At 36.3% G+C, this 16,611-nt stretch carries 11 protein-coding genes; 3 read left to right on the forward strand and 8 right to left on the reverse strand.

Annotated features, from left to right (window positions below):
* Positions 1-37: 37 nt before the first annotated feature.
* Together KEM10_RS10310 and KEM10_RS10315 are read right to left on the reverse strand one after the other, a co-directional pair.
* On the reverse strand, positions 38-1,720 hold the full coding sequence (locus KEM10_RS10310) for a hypothetical protein (protein WP_212215915.1): 1,683 nt from the start codon (positions 1,718-1,720) through the stop codon (positions 38-40).
* Between the two features lie 15 nt (positions 1,721-1,735).
* Positions 1,736-2,935 carry a DUF4249 domain-containing protein gene (locus tag KEM10_RS10315; RefSeq protein WP_212215916.1) on the reverse strand — a complete coding sequence of 400 codons (1,200 nt, stop codon included), beginning with the start codon at positions 2,933-2,935 and terminating at the stop codon, positions 1,736-1,738.
* Positions 2,936-3,117: 182 nt separating this feature from the next.
* Here KEM10_RS10315 and KEM10_RS10320 point away from each other — a divergent pair, with 182 nt between their 5' ends.
* Together KEM10_RS10320 and KEM10_RS10325 are read left to right on the forward strand one after the other, a co-directional pair.
* Complete coding sequence (locus tag KEM10_RS10320; RefSeq protein WP_212215917.1) at positions 3,118-3,822, forward strand: hypothetical protein; 705 nt, start codon at positions 3,118-3,120, stop codon at positions 3,820-3,822.
* Between the two features lie 12 nt (positions 3,823-3,834).
* Positions 3,835-6,609, forward strand: coding sequence for a TonB-dependent receptor (locus KEM10_RS10325; RefSeq protein WP_212215918.1), 2,775 nt, complete (start codon positions 3,835-3,837; stop codon positions 6,607-6,609).
* Positions 6,610-6,659: 50 nt separating this feature from the next.
* Here the strand turns inward: KEM10_RS10325 and KEM10_RS10330 are convergent, their stop codons facing one another.
* From KEM10_RS10330 to KEM10_RS10355, 6 genes are all read right to left on the reverse strand, one after another.
* Positions 6,660-6,986, reverse strand: a complete 327-nt coding sequence (locus tag KEM10_RS10330) for a DUF2149 domain-containing protein (protein ID WP_212215919.1) — start codon at positions 6,984-6,986, stop codon at positions 6,660-6,662.
* Positions 6,987-7,013: 27 nt separating this feature from the next.
* Positions 7,014-7,607: a MotA/TolQ/ExbB proton channel family protein gene (locus KEM10_RS10335; protein ID WP_212215920.1), complete on the reverse strand. Its 594-nt coding sequence runs from the start codon at positions 7,605-7,607 to the stop codon at positions 7,014-7,016.
* Positions 7,607-8,302 carry a hypothetical protein gene (locus KEM10_RS10340; RefSeq protein ID WP_212215921.1) on the reverse strand — a complete coding sequence of 232 codons (696 nt, stop codon included), beginning with the start codon at positions 8,300-8,302 and terminating at the stop codon, positions 7,607-7,609. Before KEM10_RS10340 ends, KEM10_RS10335 begins: the two co-directional genes overlap by 1 nt.
* On the reverse strand, positions 8,302-12,525 hold the full coding sequence (locus KEM10_RS10345; protein ID WP_212215922.1) for a cobaltochelatase subunit CobN: 4,224 nt from the start codon (positions 12,523-12,525) through the stop codon (positions 8,302-8,304). Before KEM10_RS10345 ends, KEM10_RS10340 begins: the two co-directional genes overlap by 1 nt.
* Before the next feature lie 130 nt (positions 12,526-12,655).
* Positions 12,656-13,324 carry an HmuY family protein gene (locus KEM10_RS10350; protein ID WP_212215923.1) on the reverse strand — a complete coding sequence of 223 codons (669 nt, stop codon included), beginning with the start codon at positions 13,322-13,324 and terminating at the stop codon, positions 12,656-12,658.
* A gap of 25 nt (positions 13,325-13,349) precedes the next feature.
* A complete protein-coding gene (locus tag KEM10_RS10355) occupies positions 13,350-15,545 on the reverse strand; it encodes a TonB-dependent receptor plug domain-containing protein (protein ID WP_212215924.1) in 2,196 nt (731 codons plus the stop codon).
* Positions 15,546-16,215: 670 nt separating this feature from the next.
* Here KEM10_RS10355 and KEM10_RS10360 point away from each other — a divergent pair.
* The gene (locus tag KEM10_RS10360; RefSeq protein WP_212215925.1) at positions 16,216-16,599 is read left to right on the forward strand and encodes a hypothetical protein; all 384 of its coding nucleotides are present in this window, start codon (positions 16,216-16,218) and stop codon (positions 16,597-16,599) included.
* Positions 16,600-16,611: the final 12 nt, after the last annotated feature.

Below are 16,611 nucleotides of genomic sequence, written 5' to 3' on the forward strand. Positions count from 1 at the left end.
TTTGATCAAAAGGCATCTGTATAAAAACAATGAAAATTTATCTTACGGTAAACTCACTGGTTGTCCGAAGCACCTCTCCTTTAGAATTAATCCCCTCAACAATAACGGTATACTCACCCGTATCATCACCTGTATAAAATACTACTTCGGTTTCTTCATCGACAATATCCACATTGCCAAAATACAGCACATTACGAAAATCGGCTAACCTGTTTTTTCTTTTCTCTTTACTTGAGTAATCTGGCGAAACATAAGTATAAGAAGGATGGTAGCATTCTCGTGCTTGTCGAAAAATCCGATTATCAAAATCCATTGCTGCCATATTATTCTCTATGGAATAAAAGCAAAGCAATCGACCTAATTTTTCTTCTTCTAAAAAGTAATCTAAATTAATCACTTCAATATGATCTAATTCTTCCGGATTTATTTCGAGTACTCTATTTATATTGTGAACCGGAATACCGTCGACCAATGTTAACGTTTTTCCATCTCTTGGGTAATAAGATTTAGGTTCAAAGGTTTTGAAAAAGTACTCCCCTTTTTGCTTTCTTAATCCCACATACGGTACAATTTCCTTTATTACTTCTTCTACCGTTGGCAAATTAATAAACCTACCTATTGGAACTAGAATTTCAGCTTTGCCATAAAAAGGAGGTTGTTTTTGTAACGAATCTTTCCCGCTTCCATCCTCGCGATATGCCGAATAAATGGTGTTAATTTGCATATTAATGATGGCCCTGTTTAGCTCTTCCACCTTTTCTTTTGACAAATTCAAAGGCTCAATCATCTTTTCGGGATAATCTTCTGAGAAACTTGGATCTAAATTAACCTTATAATTGATAGAACTAGTATCCAAATTAAAGGGTTGAATAACCATTTCACGTTGTCCGAATTCGTTAACAACAAATCTAAATCTACCCAATGAATCGGTCGTTGAAAACTGCATTAGCGGAGAATCACCTACAAAATTCAGCGTCATTTTTTCTCCGGTAATCAGTTCACCATTTTCTAAATCAGTAATGGTACCTGTGATCAATTCCCCTTCAACTTCAGGTAGCAAAAGATCATCTCCTTTAACCACACTTTGTTTTTTATTGAAAGACGACAGTGAGTTAGTATTAAGCCCTTTTATAAGACATGATTTAACTACAGACACTGTTACATGATTCACATCCTCCTGCAGTGTTTTTGATAAACTTAGCTTTACATTATCACGATTACCATAAAACACCTTTTTTACATCAACTTGTATAAAATTACCATCCTCTTCGTACTTACTATTAATCTGCTTTTTAGTTGATATATCACTCTCAGCAACAGCTGGAAGTGAATTCTTTGCAAAGGGATTAATTACTGATATAGTTTTATAGGTATAAGGTTTAACATCTAGATTTCTCATCCATCGAGTATAAACCCTAAGTGCATAATTAGCTGTTGATATCGTATCAGGCAATGATACTACTGATTTGACTTGCCCATCTTGCAATCTTAATTTTTGTTGTAATACCGGCTGATGTTCATTGTTTAACAATTCAAGATAAACCACCTTTGAAAGATCGGAAGGCTGATTTGATTCGGAATTTAAATTCACAACATTCACCCACATATCTTCACCGCCAATATAAAAATCTCGGTCGGTACGTAATACCAAACTCTCTTGACTACGAACAGTTATAAAACTGACTACAAATATGATTGCTAAAGCAATATTTCTCTTCATTATATTAGGGTTAAGTTATTCTTCCCAGAAAGCTGGTGGATAGGTCACTCCTCTCAATGAGCAATCTGAGCAGATTGGATTTGATAAGAGCAATCCAACTACATTAAAGCCCATTTCACCATAAACCGGTTCATAAAACTTAAAATTGCCATTCTGAACTTCACCAACATAAATATCATAAGGAGTTGGATAATCAATTTCATCGGTGAAAAAAGTATCAAGATTACAATTTTCATAAATATTGTACAATGGAATGTCAAGCTTTAATATCTCATCATAATCAATATAGATTCTTTTTGAAAGGACAGATCCAGTTTGAAAATATCCCATAACAGGCTCACTTTCATTATTAACATTAAAAACATTCCCTCTTAAAGAGAATGGTTGTTTACCAAAAACATCACCAACTTCCTCAGTTGATTCAGCTAACTTTCTCCAATATTCATATTCTTCCTGAGAAATAGTTAATTGTTTCACCAAAACACTATATCTCATTGTTAATCTATCAGATAAATCAGATGGAATAAAATTTATTTCCTTATTAGTAATTTCTCCTCCTATTTGATCACTAAAAGAATAAACATTAATATTATTCGATTGATTAGTTTTCCAACAAATATAGTTTTCTATCGGAAGTGAAATCAATATTTCATCATCAGTATATGCATATCTCTCTGGATATGGAGTCATAAACTTCCAATCCTCCTCGTACATCCAACGTACATAAGCACTCTGACTTGCACTTCCATCTACATAAATACTTATTCCCTCATTTTGATTTTCTTCTTCCTGATCCCAAGCCGTATTTTTCTTATAGTAAACATTACTTATCTCAGTCTTTGGTAGTATCTCACACTCACTAGACTGGTATTTATTTCCATCAGATGTTTGAATATGCAGGGTTAATTTATCACCTTCACTAACAATCAGATTTGTACTATCGGATTTATATACACCTGGACCAAACTCAGCAAAATAATATTGTTCTCCTTTATCATCAGTTACAAAAACAACGGCACCAGACTCGTACGGTGATGACTCTGTTATGGAAGTTGTAGATCGCCTTAATTCGATCGTATGAGACTTATTTTCATTGGTAATTAAACCATCAACTACCAACAAATTATCATACCCATCAATATTTACATTATATGGTTCCAGACAAGAGTAGGCAATTGCTAATAAAACAATACCAAAGATGAATTTACGGAGCATGATAGATTTTTAGGTTAAGTTGAGTTGGTGAATCTGAATATCACTTCAAATCTGACAAAAAAAAATGAAAAAATACAGAATTTGGTTAGAAATGTAACAAATAACATCACACCCCCTTGAAAACCCGCGATAATTTTTAAATTTGTTCGATCTATCACAATCTAACCTTTGCTCCAAAACCTATGCTAAGAAATTTAATCATCTTTGGATTTTTAAACCTGACCATCTCCCTCATTGGTCAGAATACTCAAATGATAACCAATCGGGTTGATTCAATTAAGGATTTCTATTATTCTGAGACCTATAATGAATATGATTTTCTAAACGGAAAAGAATACAAACCTTATTACAATCCTACCACCTCATCACCCCTTTTAGAATCAACCATGGGTGTTGGGACGGTATACTGCAAAGGTGTTGCTTACAAAAAACTAACTCTTTTATATGACAGAAACCTGGATGAATTAATTGTAATGCCCAATAAATTCATTGCAGAAAACATATATGTAACACTTAATAAAGTTAAGATTGATTCATTTTCAATAAAATATAACGATAAGCTATATCATTTAATCCATCATAGATCTGATGATGAGTTACCTCAGGGCTTCTACGAGATACCGTATAGTGGCAAAAACAAATTATTCATTAAACACAGCACCAACAACCTATATAACAACGGTATCTTAACCTACTATCCTAAAACCGAAAGGTATTTATTAAAAGATGATCAGTATTTTCAATTTAAAAAGAAAAAGGATCTGCTATTGATATTTTCTGAGAACAAGAAAAAAATACGGAAGAAATTAAGATCATTTCACAAACCTTTCAAACAGCTTACTAACTATCAAATTTCACAAGTCCTTCAATTTGCCGAATCACTTTAACCTACCCGATCGATGAAGAAAGCACTAATAATATCACTTTTTATCTCATTGTCTTTAAAGGCTTTTAGTCAAGTTAGCACAACAGACTCCATTTCTTTTGATCAGGCAATTGATTATTTAGAAGAAAACTCCCCATATCATTTCTTCTACAGCCCTGAATGGAGTAAAGGTGTGTACTTTTATGATTTTCCTGAAAACATGGCTCCCACAAGTGCCATCCGTTGGATAGCCAAACAATCAAACCTAAATTATTCCATAGTGGATGAGGTGAATGTTGTTTTTCTTAAAGACTATGTATTAAAAACCAATTATGCTCAAACATATCTGAATTATCTTAATCAAAAAGAAGCTTTTGTGCGCGACACCGTTGTATACGAAGCTCCTAAAAAACAAATTGATGAAGAAGTTGAAATAAGTAAAGAATACCAGCTTTTTAAAATCGGAAGTCCTTCTGGAAATATAGGTGTAAAAACGGCCACATTAAGCGGTAAAATATCCGATATTGAAACTGGTGAACCTTTGATTGGAACGGTTATTTATATTGAAGATTTGAAAAATGGTACTGTATCAAACATGTATGGGCATTACTCATTTACACTTCCAAAAGGAAGGTATAAAATAGAGTTTCGATCCATTGGAATGAAAACAACATACCGAAATATTGTAATCTATTCTGATGGGAATCTGGATGTTGAAATGAGAGAAGAAACAACTTCATTAAAAGAAGTAACCATTACTGCCAGAAGTGAAGATCCGGTTCGGAACCTACGCATGGGAATGGAAAAAATTTCAATGAAAACACTGAAACAATTGCCACTGGGAATGGGTGAACCTGATATTATTAAAAGTACCTTATTACTTCCGGGTGTACAAAGTGTTGGCGAAGCATCAAGCGGGTTTAATGTGCGTGGAGGTAGTACTGATCAAAACCTTATTCTTCTTAACGAAGCTCCTATTGTTAACACCTCACATTTCTTCGGGTTTTTCTCTGGATTCAACTCCGATATGGTCAAAGATATTACTCTATATAAAAGTGGAATACCAGCCAAATACGGTGGTCGTGTATCATCAGTTATGGATTTAACATTAAAAGAAGGAAACCGCAAAACCTACAAAGTAAACGGAGGTATCAGTCCGGTATCCGGAAGACTAATCGCAGAAGGCCCATTAAAGAAAGATAAAGGATCATTCATTCTAGGAGCGCGAACTACTTATTCCGATTGGGTTTTGAAATTATTAGATGATAGCAAACTTAGTAATAGCAAAGCCAACTTTCACGATCTTCAGGGTAACTTCTCATACGATATTGATGATAAAAACAGCATCTACCTTTCGGGCTATTACAGCTATGATAATTTTGACTACTATACCGAAGATGCTTTTGAATACTCCACTATGGCGTCAACATTAAAGTGGAAACATGTATTTAGTCCTAAGTTGTTTTCAACTACATCAGCTATGGTGAGCAATTATGAATATACTGTTGATTCACGAACCGACTCTACTCAATTGCATTCGGTGGAATATAGTCTGAACCAGTATGGTTTCAAGTCTGATTTCTCGTACCGATCAAGCCAAAACCATAAAATCGATTTTGGTTTAAATACAATTTGGTATGAACTATCTCCCGGCACCAGAACACCTATTGGAGACGAATCACTAATAGCACCTAAAACGATTGAAGATGAGCAAGCTTTAGAAGCTGCACTTTATGTAAGCGACGAATTTGATTTGACTCATTTCATGTCAATATCAGCTGGCTTACGTTGGTCGTTCTATAGTAACTTCGGGCCCAAATCGCAATTCAATTATCAGAATGGATTACCACGTACCGAAGAATCAATTACTGATACCAGCCATTATGCATCGGGCAAATCTATTTCTTTTTATTCAGGTCCTGAGTTCCGCTTTTCTTCCAACATCAGATTGAGTTCTACAAGCTCGATGAAGATTGGATTTAACCGGATGTATCAATATATTCAAATGATTTCCAATACAGCTGCCATGGCACCTACCGACATCTGGAAATTAAGTGATAACTATTTAAAACCGCAGCGAGGTGATCAATATTCTATTGGGTACTACAAAAAGTTGCGTAATAATACTATTGAAGCATCTGTTGAGACTTATTATAAAAGCCTAAAAAACATCATTGATTATAAGGGTGGGGCTCAATTAACCATGAATGAGCATTTGGAAACAGATGTACTAAATGGTGTTGGTAAAGCCTATGGAGTTGAAGTGATGTTTCAGAAGAAAACCGGCAAGCTAACCGGATGGGTTAACTATACCTACTCGAGAGTATTGCACAAAATTGATGGTAATTTTCAGGAGGAGAAGGTGAATAATGGAGATTATTTTTCGGCAAACTACGATAAACCTCATGATTTTAAATTTGTTACCAACTATAAATTTAGCCGACGTTTTAACGTTTCAACCAACTTCTTTTATAGCACCGGACGACCGTTTACAGCACCGGTAGCTTACTATGATTTAGCCGGAGCTCAACGGATTTATTATTCCGACAGAAACTCCATACGAATGCCTGATTACATTAGATTAGATGTTGCTGCCACCGTAAATGGTAACCTGGTTGCTAAAAAACTAAATCATAGTTCATGGACTTTTGCGGTATACAATATAATGGGACGTCAAAATGCTTATAACGTATTCTTCAGAACCGAAGGAGAAGAAGTAAAAGGATACAAAATGTCGATTTTTGGACAGCCTATCTTTACTGTTACCTATAACTTTAAACTATTTGGCAACGCCAAGGATGATTTTTAAAATATATCAGCATACAAGTAAAAATTGTTGCTGATATATTGTACTATATTTTATTCGGGTATATAAATGATTTCTCCATTTTCGAGCTGGTAGGCTACCCCTACTCTTTTCCCTTTGTTTCTGCTTTGAGAGGTTTCATCAGATGCCTTATAAGTTTCTATTTTTTCTCCTTCTTTAGTAATGATTTCCATGTTTTCTTTGCCCGGATTTTTAACCATAGTAAAATCGTCTTTCGAAAACATTTCTGTCATTTTATAACGCGAAACAAGTGCCACCATTAGCGCTACGGCAAATACCATAGCTACATCAAACAGATTTGACACGGTAGCCATTGGATCAATATCTTCATCTTGTAAAAAGCGTTTCGAACGTCTCATATTATAGCTATTTTAATATGGGTTTACTTACTTCTCTTTCTTTAGTAACTCTACTACAAACTCAAGATTGTTGATATCTGTAGCATACCATCGTCTTTTAATCTGAAGAATAATAAAACCCACAGCACCTATCAACAAACCAATAACGGTGGTAGCAAAAGCAACCTGCATATTACTGGCCATGGATGCAATATCACCCGAAGCTAGTCCTACAAGGGCAGGCCCCATAGGAATTAAGGTTCCCATCAAACCTAAAATAGGTCCCAATTTTGCCAAGGTCTGACTTCCGGATAAATCTTTCTGACACTCAATTTCAAAATCGTTTAAAACTTTATGATAGTGTGTTTCGGTTGGTTCAACCCTCATTACCTTACTGAGGTAAGCAAAAGACAGTAATTTTACATGCTGACTTCTCTCCTGCAGTTCATCTCTCACATTCTTCGAATTCAACTTATCAAAGACACTCTTCATCTCTTTATTAAATTTAAGCTTCTGAACATAAATGCTGTAAAATGAACCGATAAGCATAAGTGCGCGAATAAAAAATATCAACAGCAATACCATTACAGGTATCATAAGTCCTGTAGATATCCAATATAATAATTGTGTTATTTGTTCCATTATAAATGTGTTATTTTTCTTTTTATTTGAAAACACTTCCATACAACGCCCAGTGCAATAATTGCAACAACAGCTACTAATATGAAGATATATTCGAAGCTATAAATGTTATGATCGGGAGATTTTGTAACCGGAAGTCCCAGATATTTAATTGATAGTATGATTGCTCCCATTAACTGAAAAATGTGCATAAAAAATTTCATTTCGATGCGTAGTTCCACTTCAGGCATGCTTTTTCGAAACAACAGTTGAACACCACCTATTGCCACAATAAAAATGATTGCTATTGCTATTGCCATCACTTTAAAATCGATACCCGATATGTTCAAATAAATGAGGCTTTCGAAGTAAAACAGTGCAGGAAATACAATCAAACCGGGGAAATAAATACTGAATTTAAAAAACCTCTTTACTTTTTCACCATAATGATTGCGTATCATATAAATGGCCAGCAAAGCTCCTAATATGGCATCGATCACCAAAAAAACCACAAAATCGATCATTCGGTCATTATTTTGTAAATGACTCCTGAGTAAATCATAACTCTGTTCAATGGCTACAGTATGCATTCCCCAAGTATATATACCAACAATAGATAACCATGCAAGAAGTACCCCCGGCTTTGAGAAAAAGCTAAGCTGAATTCCGAAAACCAGGGTGGCTAAAATAAAAAGTATGATGATTATTGTTTCCATTACTTTCTTCGAAGTCGAATAAACAATGCTAATAAAACCAGTAATGCTAAAACTGCTATAACAATAGTTGTATTAGCTGATAACTTTTTCAGCTCTGCTTTTTGAGGTTGCACTTTCTGGTCTTCTTCTTTTTTTAGTACAACGTTATCATTACTTTCTTTACTAACGGGTTCAAGAACCTTATCTATCTCACGATTATAAGCCTGTTGCTTGTCTTCAGGCAATTGATTATTAATAAAAAGACGAAGCTTAGCATTATCACAGACAAAACCACTACATCCCGCTTCGTAATTTGTAACCAGGTTGGCATGCATTGCGGCCATTTTCTGAACCTGTTCAGGGGTAGCCTCCCACATTCCTTTACGAACGGTTTCCAGCATTATGGCAGTCATTTCCTGTAATGCATATGGGTTTTTATTGCGAAAAAAGTCTTGTACCTGCAATTTGTATTTATCCTCGACATACACCTCATACAAATCATCCCATAAGCGATCTTCAATAACACTTTCTTTCATCACATTCCATCCAAAAGTATTACGAAACGTTTCAGCAAACACTTCAGCTGAAGAAGCTCCTCCTTTCATATGTTCTTGAATATACCGCGGATTAAGCAAGGTTGTTTTACTTTCAATTCCAATGGTTTCTTTCAGTCCCATTACACGAGGCTTATTACTATTCCTGAAATCATTAAAATAGCTTTCAGCGTCATTTCCGGTTACTTCTTTAACCGCCAGGTTTATCCCTCCCATAAATTCATACACATGGTCGAGACTTAAAGCACCCCAAGCGTTACTCTGACGAGGTTGTACCACTGCCTCGGTATTCAGTAAAGCAGCTTCAAAAACGTTCTTACCAAAATCGCCCCAATTATCTTCAGTTCCGTAAACAGCACCCATATTATTTAAATAGGTTTTAGCTACAACAGAGGTACTATCCCAGCTGTCACTTTTTTCAACCATACCCATAATAGCTGTCCCGTAATTACCGTTTACCCCCCCGAAAACGCGATGCTTCGACATTTCCCGTGCTTCTTTAGGCGAATAACCTTTATCAATCAGATATTTCTCTGCGTCTTTCATGCCTTTGCTAATTAGGTTATCACCATCCTGAGCATCGGCAGCCATTGCAACGGCACGATTAATAATAAACAGGCGTGATGCAGCCAAATCGCGCAATTGACCGGAGGTTTGAACCACTAAATCAATACGTGGGCGACCTAACTCCTCTTCACTAATAAGACGTATATCATTTACCTTACCGCGAGGAGTCCATATGGGTTCAATTCCCATCATATAAAGAATTTGTGCAATGGTTGTTCCTTCCGATTCGATAAAGCTTCCGGCCCACAGTGTGAAACTGATTTTTTGAGGATAAACTCCGTCATGCTTCTTCTTATAATCTTCCAATAACTGATCCGTAAGTTTTTTGGCAACCTTCCAGGCCTCTTTGGTTGGGGTATTTTCGGCATTAATCGAATAAACATTAAAACCTGTAGGTACGGCAGATGAATTAGCAATAGGATCACCACCTGAATTAGGACGAATATAACCGCCATCCAAAAAGTTTAAAATACTTACCATCTCACCCTCGGGACTTTGAGCCAGTTGTTTCTTCTTTTTATTGATATCGTATAAGGTGTTTTCAATCGCTAACACAGCATTGGCAAAAGACTGTTCTTTAGGGTCAGCTTCAGGTACTTTAGGAGTAGCTCCACTACTGGCATCCACATCTTCCGGTTTCTTAATTGCTTTTTTAACCTTCTGTTCTTTAGCTGAGTCATGCTTTCCATTAGTCGAATGCTTATGAGTTGCTGCTTTCTCTTTTTTGGCTTTCATCATAGCCATTTTTTTTGCATCCGTTTCTTTTTTTAAGCGGGCACGCTCGGCCTTAAAATCCATAGCTTTTTTGTAATCAGCTGTAGCCACAATCTTTTTCCTTACAGCATCTTCATCATGCCCCTTAATAACGCTCTGTACATATTGTGTTGACGGTTTCAGGTATGTTTTTCTGAAATAAACTTCATCGTTGAGTTGTTTTCGATCTACGGCTCCACGCTCAAAATCATATTCCGACATAGCAAAAGCCAATGCATCAATATGCATCATCAGAACTGTCTCATCCAATAATTTAGGAGTGTATGGTATGCCTAAGGTATACAAGCCTCCTGCCACTTTTTCGTGCTGAAGCTCGGCCAGGTATGCCTCTATTTTATGCATCTCATCCTCAGTGTAAGGAATGGATAAATCATCATTCAAATTCAGGTCAAGATGCATTCCTTCATCAACAAACATTTTTTTTGCAGATAAAGCATACTCTTGCCTGATGGCTCCTTTTGACTGCGACCATGTATCCATTTTTTGCACAAGCAATTGTGAATTACTCAAAGCCTTGGCTTCGATAAAGGGAGGTGTAAGATGCTCAAGTGTAGCAGCATAAGAGCGTCGTTTGGCAATCATAGCTTCACCAATATTACTTATGGTATAAACATATCCGTGCGGCGTATTACCGATTAAAGGATCTGTCCAATCGTAATCCGATAAAGCAATTTGCTTGCCCGGAGTAAATTCTAAACTACCGTGTGTGCCAAAATGCATAATGGCATCGGCCTCGAAGGCTTTTTGAATCCACAAATACGGAGCGATATATGTATGCGGAGGAGCAACCTTAGCTCCATGCACCAAGGCAAACGTATTATTGCCCAGTCCCGGCAACTGTTGAGGAACTATTGCTACATTACCAAATTGGACCCGTCCGACAGCAATATGATCCTTTCCGTTTTGGTATACCGACATATAGTTTCCGGGAGCTTTTCCGTATCGATCCACCACATCCTGATAGATTTCAGATGGTAATGTTTCTTCGCACCACTGCTCATATTGGTCGGCTGTTATTAAAGCCGGATTGCCTGTTTGAAGATAAGTATCAAAAGCACCATCGGCGTACGGTCCCAAAACCGGACCTTCTTTCATCACACGCTTTTCAAAGCTGCTATAGTCGGCAGGTAAATCCCCCAGATTATAACCTTCTTTCTGCATACGTAGCAATACATTGTGTAGCGACGGAAGCACTTCCATATCGGCCGCTACCAAAGCATTTTTTCCGGGGCCTTTAAAATACACAATGGCCACTTTCTTATCAACATTAGCGGCATCGGCCAGATATGTATATTTATCAACCATCTCGCCAAATTTCTTTAATCGGTTGGGTATGGCTTTAAAAATCAAATGCCCTTTCTCATCTTCAAATTCTGCAAATAAGGCATATGGAGCAATTCCGCCATCGAACTCTGGCATGGTAACACTTTGTGAGAGCAACCCACCTTGCATACCTTTTTTATCATCAAGCCAATCTTCGTATCGCTGATGAACCATTATCGGACATAGAACAGGCACATTTTGATTTTGAAGCCATTGAGTAATCCCTCCGGCATTACCACCACCCATAGATAAACGCCCATGAGGAATATAGATAATCAGGTCGGGCGATATCTCTTTCATATACTTTAAACGACCGGAAAAACCGGCAACCGGATAAACGTTATATTGACGCTCTTCCAGTTCATGAATCAAGCTATTAAGGTAGCCTCGATTTGAATTAAAGGGCCCCGGTATACTGGTCAGTAGTGCAATTTTTTTATATCCTGGCTTGTGAACACCTTGTTTCACACAATAGGATTCAAAATCCTTTACATTTTCAAGTGCTACCTCTTCATCGATATAAAACAAAGCATTTGAGGGAATTGTGAGTGCAGTATCGATAAGTTGTGTAAAGGTTGTTTTTCCATCAATAACAGTTCGAATATAATTAAACAGGTTACGATAGTTTTTATTTCCTCCGTTGTCGAGGTAAGATTCAACAACTCTGGCTGTATCACCGGTAATATTGGTAATATTTAATCCTTTGGTTGTAGCTCCCCAAAGATTCATTGCTACACCTTCATTAGCGGTTTGATGGACATACTCTAACTGTTCTTCGGTCAATTTTAATCCCATCCCAAAGAATAAGAGCATATCGTACTTTTTAAGATCAGATAAATCTTTCTGCTCTAAAATATCGATTTTAACGAAACTATTTTCGTTTGCCCCGGCCATTTTAGAAGACATGAACTCAGGATAATTTATTAAGGCTACTTTGGTAGGAGAATAGTACCTCCCCCATACACTAAAAGCCGCTACTATTATAACAATACCGACTAATGAACCTATCAGTTTTTTTGTTTTCATATTCAAATTGAGTTGGATATTTGTTGATTGAACTTTTATTATAAAAGCCTTGCTTTATCCGGAACAGATAAAGCAAGGACTCTCATAATTCAGGGGGGCTTCCAAAAACCCGATAGTATAAAAAAGAATTTTATTGCATTAAAGCATATTCCGCATTAATTACACGATCGCTAGTTGTTGCACCGTAAAAACCTGTGAAACGCAATTTATAAACATCACCGTTTTCGAATTTGATAAAATAGAAGTAATGGCTATTTACTTCATAGAGCATAGAGTTCATATCAAAACTCTTCCAATCATATCCGATGGCGTCCATTTCACTATTATAGACTGCATCAGCTATATCGGTTAAAGTTAAATTAGCAAACGATTCTGCAATCGCATCTGCATCTTCACTTTCAGTAAATTCTACAAATGCAACCTGACAATCAGAACTAACCAAAGCACCTGCAACATCATAGGGATAAGGTTCAGCACTGGATCCTAAATTAAGTCGATACGAAGTAAAAACAATATCCCAACCTGTTACAGTTGTTTCAACATTGTATTCTTCACCATCAACCCCTTCACAAAGGTTAAAGCTTGTCCAGCTATCCGTATCGTATTCTCCTTCCGACACTGGAGATTCTTCTCCTAACTTAATGTATACCTGACTGGTATAACTAACGCCGGCAGAAGTATTATACCCCAGGTCAGCTTCAATTGTTTTCATTCCATAGTCTTTAACATCTATGGTTTCATCATCGTCGCAGGCTGCAAATAAAGCAACAACGGCCATCATCAATAGTAGCTTTTTCATCATATATTATTTTAATTGTTATTATTTATAAATGTGTGAAACGATATTTCAAATTGATAAAGAAGGATCTACCGTAAGAAATGGGGATACCCGCACCACTTGAGTGAGCTCCTCCACTAGACGGCCTGTTAACATTGGTAACATCCAGCAAGTTTTTGGCCCCCATCGTAAGCTTTAGTTTGTTTTGGTAAAAACATTTCATCACGGAGAGATTGAAAGTATGATAAGCGTCTTGTTTTCCCTCCGTTATATTTCCATCAGAATTTGAATAGAAATAAGGAATAGCGCCATTATACTTGTAATCGGCAGATAAGGTAGTTTGAGTTTTTTCTTCGGTTAGCTTAAAACCACCAAACAAATCGTTTGTAATATTAAATTCATCAGAACCGTTTTGCTCTGTGTAACTATTGTAACGACCTGTTATACCATAACCAGCGCGCATGGTAAGAAAATTACTAATTCCGTAATTAATGCTTATATCACTTCCTGTAGATTGATATTCGGTTATATTCTGATAGACATATTGGGTGCTGTTTTCATCCTGCACCAACGAAATCATATCATCAACATCATTATAATAAGCTGATAAGCTAAAACGCCAATGATGCTTATTCTTTTGTATTGAATAATCTACCGACGTATTCACATTGTACGACGATTCTGCAGTCAGATCCGGATTACCATAAATCTCGTGATTAGAATCCACAAAGTCGTAATACAGCTCTTTTAATTCGGGAGCTCTGAAGCCATGCGCAAAGGATGCACGCCAATTAAGAGCATCACCCACATGCCACTTGGTATTGATTGAGTATACAACGGGCGCATCATATCCTGAATTATAACTGTATCGAAGTCCGGGTTGCAATTCAAAATGATCAGAGAGCTTATAATTAAGATTAAGAAAAAATGCATAATCACCAATGCTTTGTGATTTATCGATTACCCTTTCACCTTCAAATGTTTCGTAGTTTACATCCACTCCACCTTGCATGCTTAGCACCCCCGGATAAATGGAAGTTCCGTAAATGGCTCTCATCATTTGCTGAGTTGCTTTCTGCGAACTAAGCTTTTCGCCTTTGGTTTCTTCTCCGTTGGCCAAATCCTTATTCACTGCTTGCGACGAACGATCGTAATAGTTATAGGCAGCTACCATATTTAAATGGTGCTTTTTATTAAATGTATTTTGTAATCCTCCCGAAAAATCATACCTGTTGGTAAAATAATAGGTGTCGTACACCCTCGTACCGGAGATATTACTCTTATTATGCAGCTCATCGCCAAATAACCTGAGATTGACATTTACCTGAAGTTCATTTTTATGAAATGTATAACCGGCATTAGCTCGCTTGGTATTTTTGGGTTTCCAATTCATTTGCCGATCAGACTTATCAAAATCTACTCCGTTGAAATACTCATATCCTCCTTCGGCAGTAATAGAATGATTACCCGTTTTAAAAGCTGCGTTGGCATTACTTACAAAACGCCCAACACTCTCAGCATAGGCATTTGCCTCGGCCAACCATTTATAATAGCTATTATTTTGTGTGATTATATTAATGGTTCCGGCCAATGCATTATTTCCATATATAACCGACATGGGGCCTTCAACCACTTCTACCTGCTTGACATTGGCCAGGTTAATCTGACTCAAATCCACGTTTCCGTCTATGCGGCCAATAACAGGTACACCATCAATCATTACTTTTACACTTGATCCACCCATACCAAGCATTTCAATCTGGCTACCTAAAATCAAATCTGATGTTATACGAATATTTGCTTCCGCCAACAGTAATTCATTTAAGGTAACAACACCTAGTTGTTCAATTTTCTTCCCGGTAATTACTTTCACCTTAAATATTGAACTGTCGGCACGTGTAGGGGTATTTGTTCCTGTAACCACTATCTGATCCAAATCAAAAACGTCTGGCTCCATTAGAACTTCATTTACTTTACCCAGTTCTTCAATTGATACATATTTAGTAACATACCCAATTGATGAAATTACAACCATGCCGGCAGTTAGTTTAGACATATCAAGTTTAGCATATCCCTCATTATCTGATACTACATGACACGCTCTATTATCCATTAATTGAATGCATATATGAGAATTGCACACAACACTTCCATCTTTTGCATCAATCATTCTAAAAGTATGTAAGTCGGCAGGCTTTTCTTTTTCATAATCGGCCTGGCTAAATACATGTGTATTAGACATGATAATATAAATTGTTAGTAATAATGTTGTTCTGAAATTTTTTTTCATTGATAAGTGGAAAAATGATACTGCTGTGTTTATCAATGCAAAAATAGATGCCTTCACAAGGCTGAACAATCCCAAATAATTGTTAAAATTTCTTAGTTCAACCTATTATATTCAATTAAATACACGATCTTATTTAAACATAAAATACTGTATTATTGGCGAATAAACTTTTCAATACCCCAACATATAGTTAACCACAAATGGTTAGTTAAAAAATGCCAATAGTCTGACTTCTTCGGACGATCATCTTTCGTTTTAGTGAAAATTCGAACGAATTTCTTTCAATCATCAGGCTTTTTTGCTCGAAACTCTGATTTTTTAGCAGGTTTTTTAATGAAATTGCTTCAAACTCCTGGCTTTTTCAGATAAGCTTCTCCCCAAAAGATGAAATTTTTTCTGAAAATCATACAACTTCGACATAAAAACTCAGGCAGTTAAGCATTTTCGCAAGACGATCTTTCGAAAAAGTTACAATGATGTCGCTTGTTCCCAGATCATTCTCACTTTTTGCGAGAAAAAAGACCACAAAAGACAGAAGTTTTAAGGTTTCAGCCAGATGACTTATAATTAACAGGCAAACAATCGGTATAAGTTATTGTTAAAAACAAAACGCATCCACATTTTGAAAAAAGTTCTGGTCATATTTCTCTCAGCAATTAGTCTTACTGCTTCGTTGCATTACAGCTTTACATTGTTGATATTTAAAATAAACCAGAATTACATTGCTCAAAATCTGTGTATTCAGAAAGAGATTGAAGATAATACATGCCAGGGTTGCTGTCACTTAAAAAAGGAATTAACCAAACAAAACAATCAGGAAACCAACCTACCTGAAGAAAGTCAGCGAAAAGTATTGATTGATTTCTTTCCCAATAGAATCATTTCATTCAATCCTTCACACACAGCACAAAAAGTACTCTTTGGATCTTATCAGATCTTTTACATGTTAAGGATTACAAAGGATATTTTCCATCCTCCCAAACTGTTGTTAAAACATAGAATTTAAAAAAGCACATTT

The organism is Carboxylicivirga linearis, from assembly GCF_018271995.1.
Lineage (GTDB): Bacteria > Bacteroidota > Bacteroidia > Bacteroidales > Marinilabiliaceae > Carboxylicivirga > Carboxylicivirga linearis.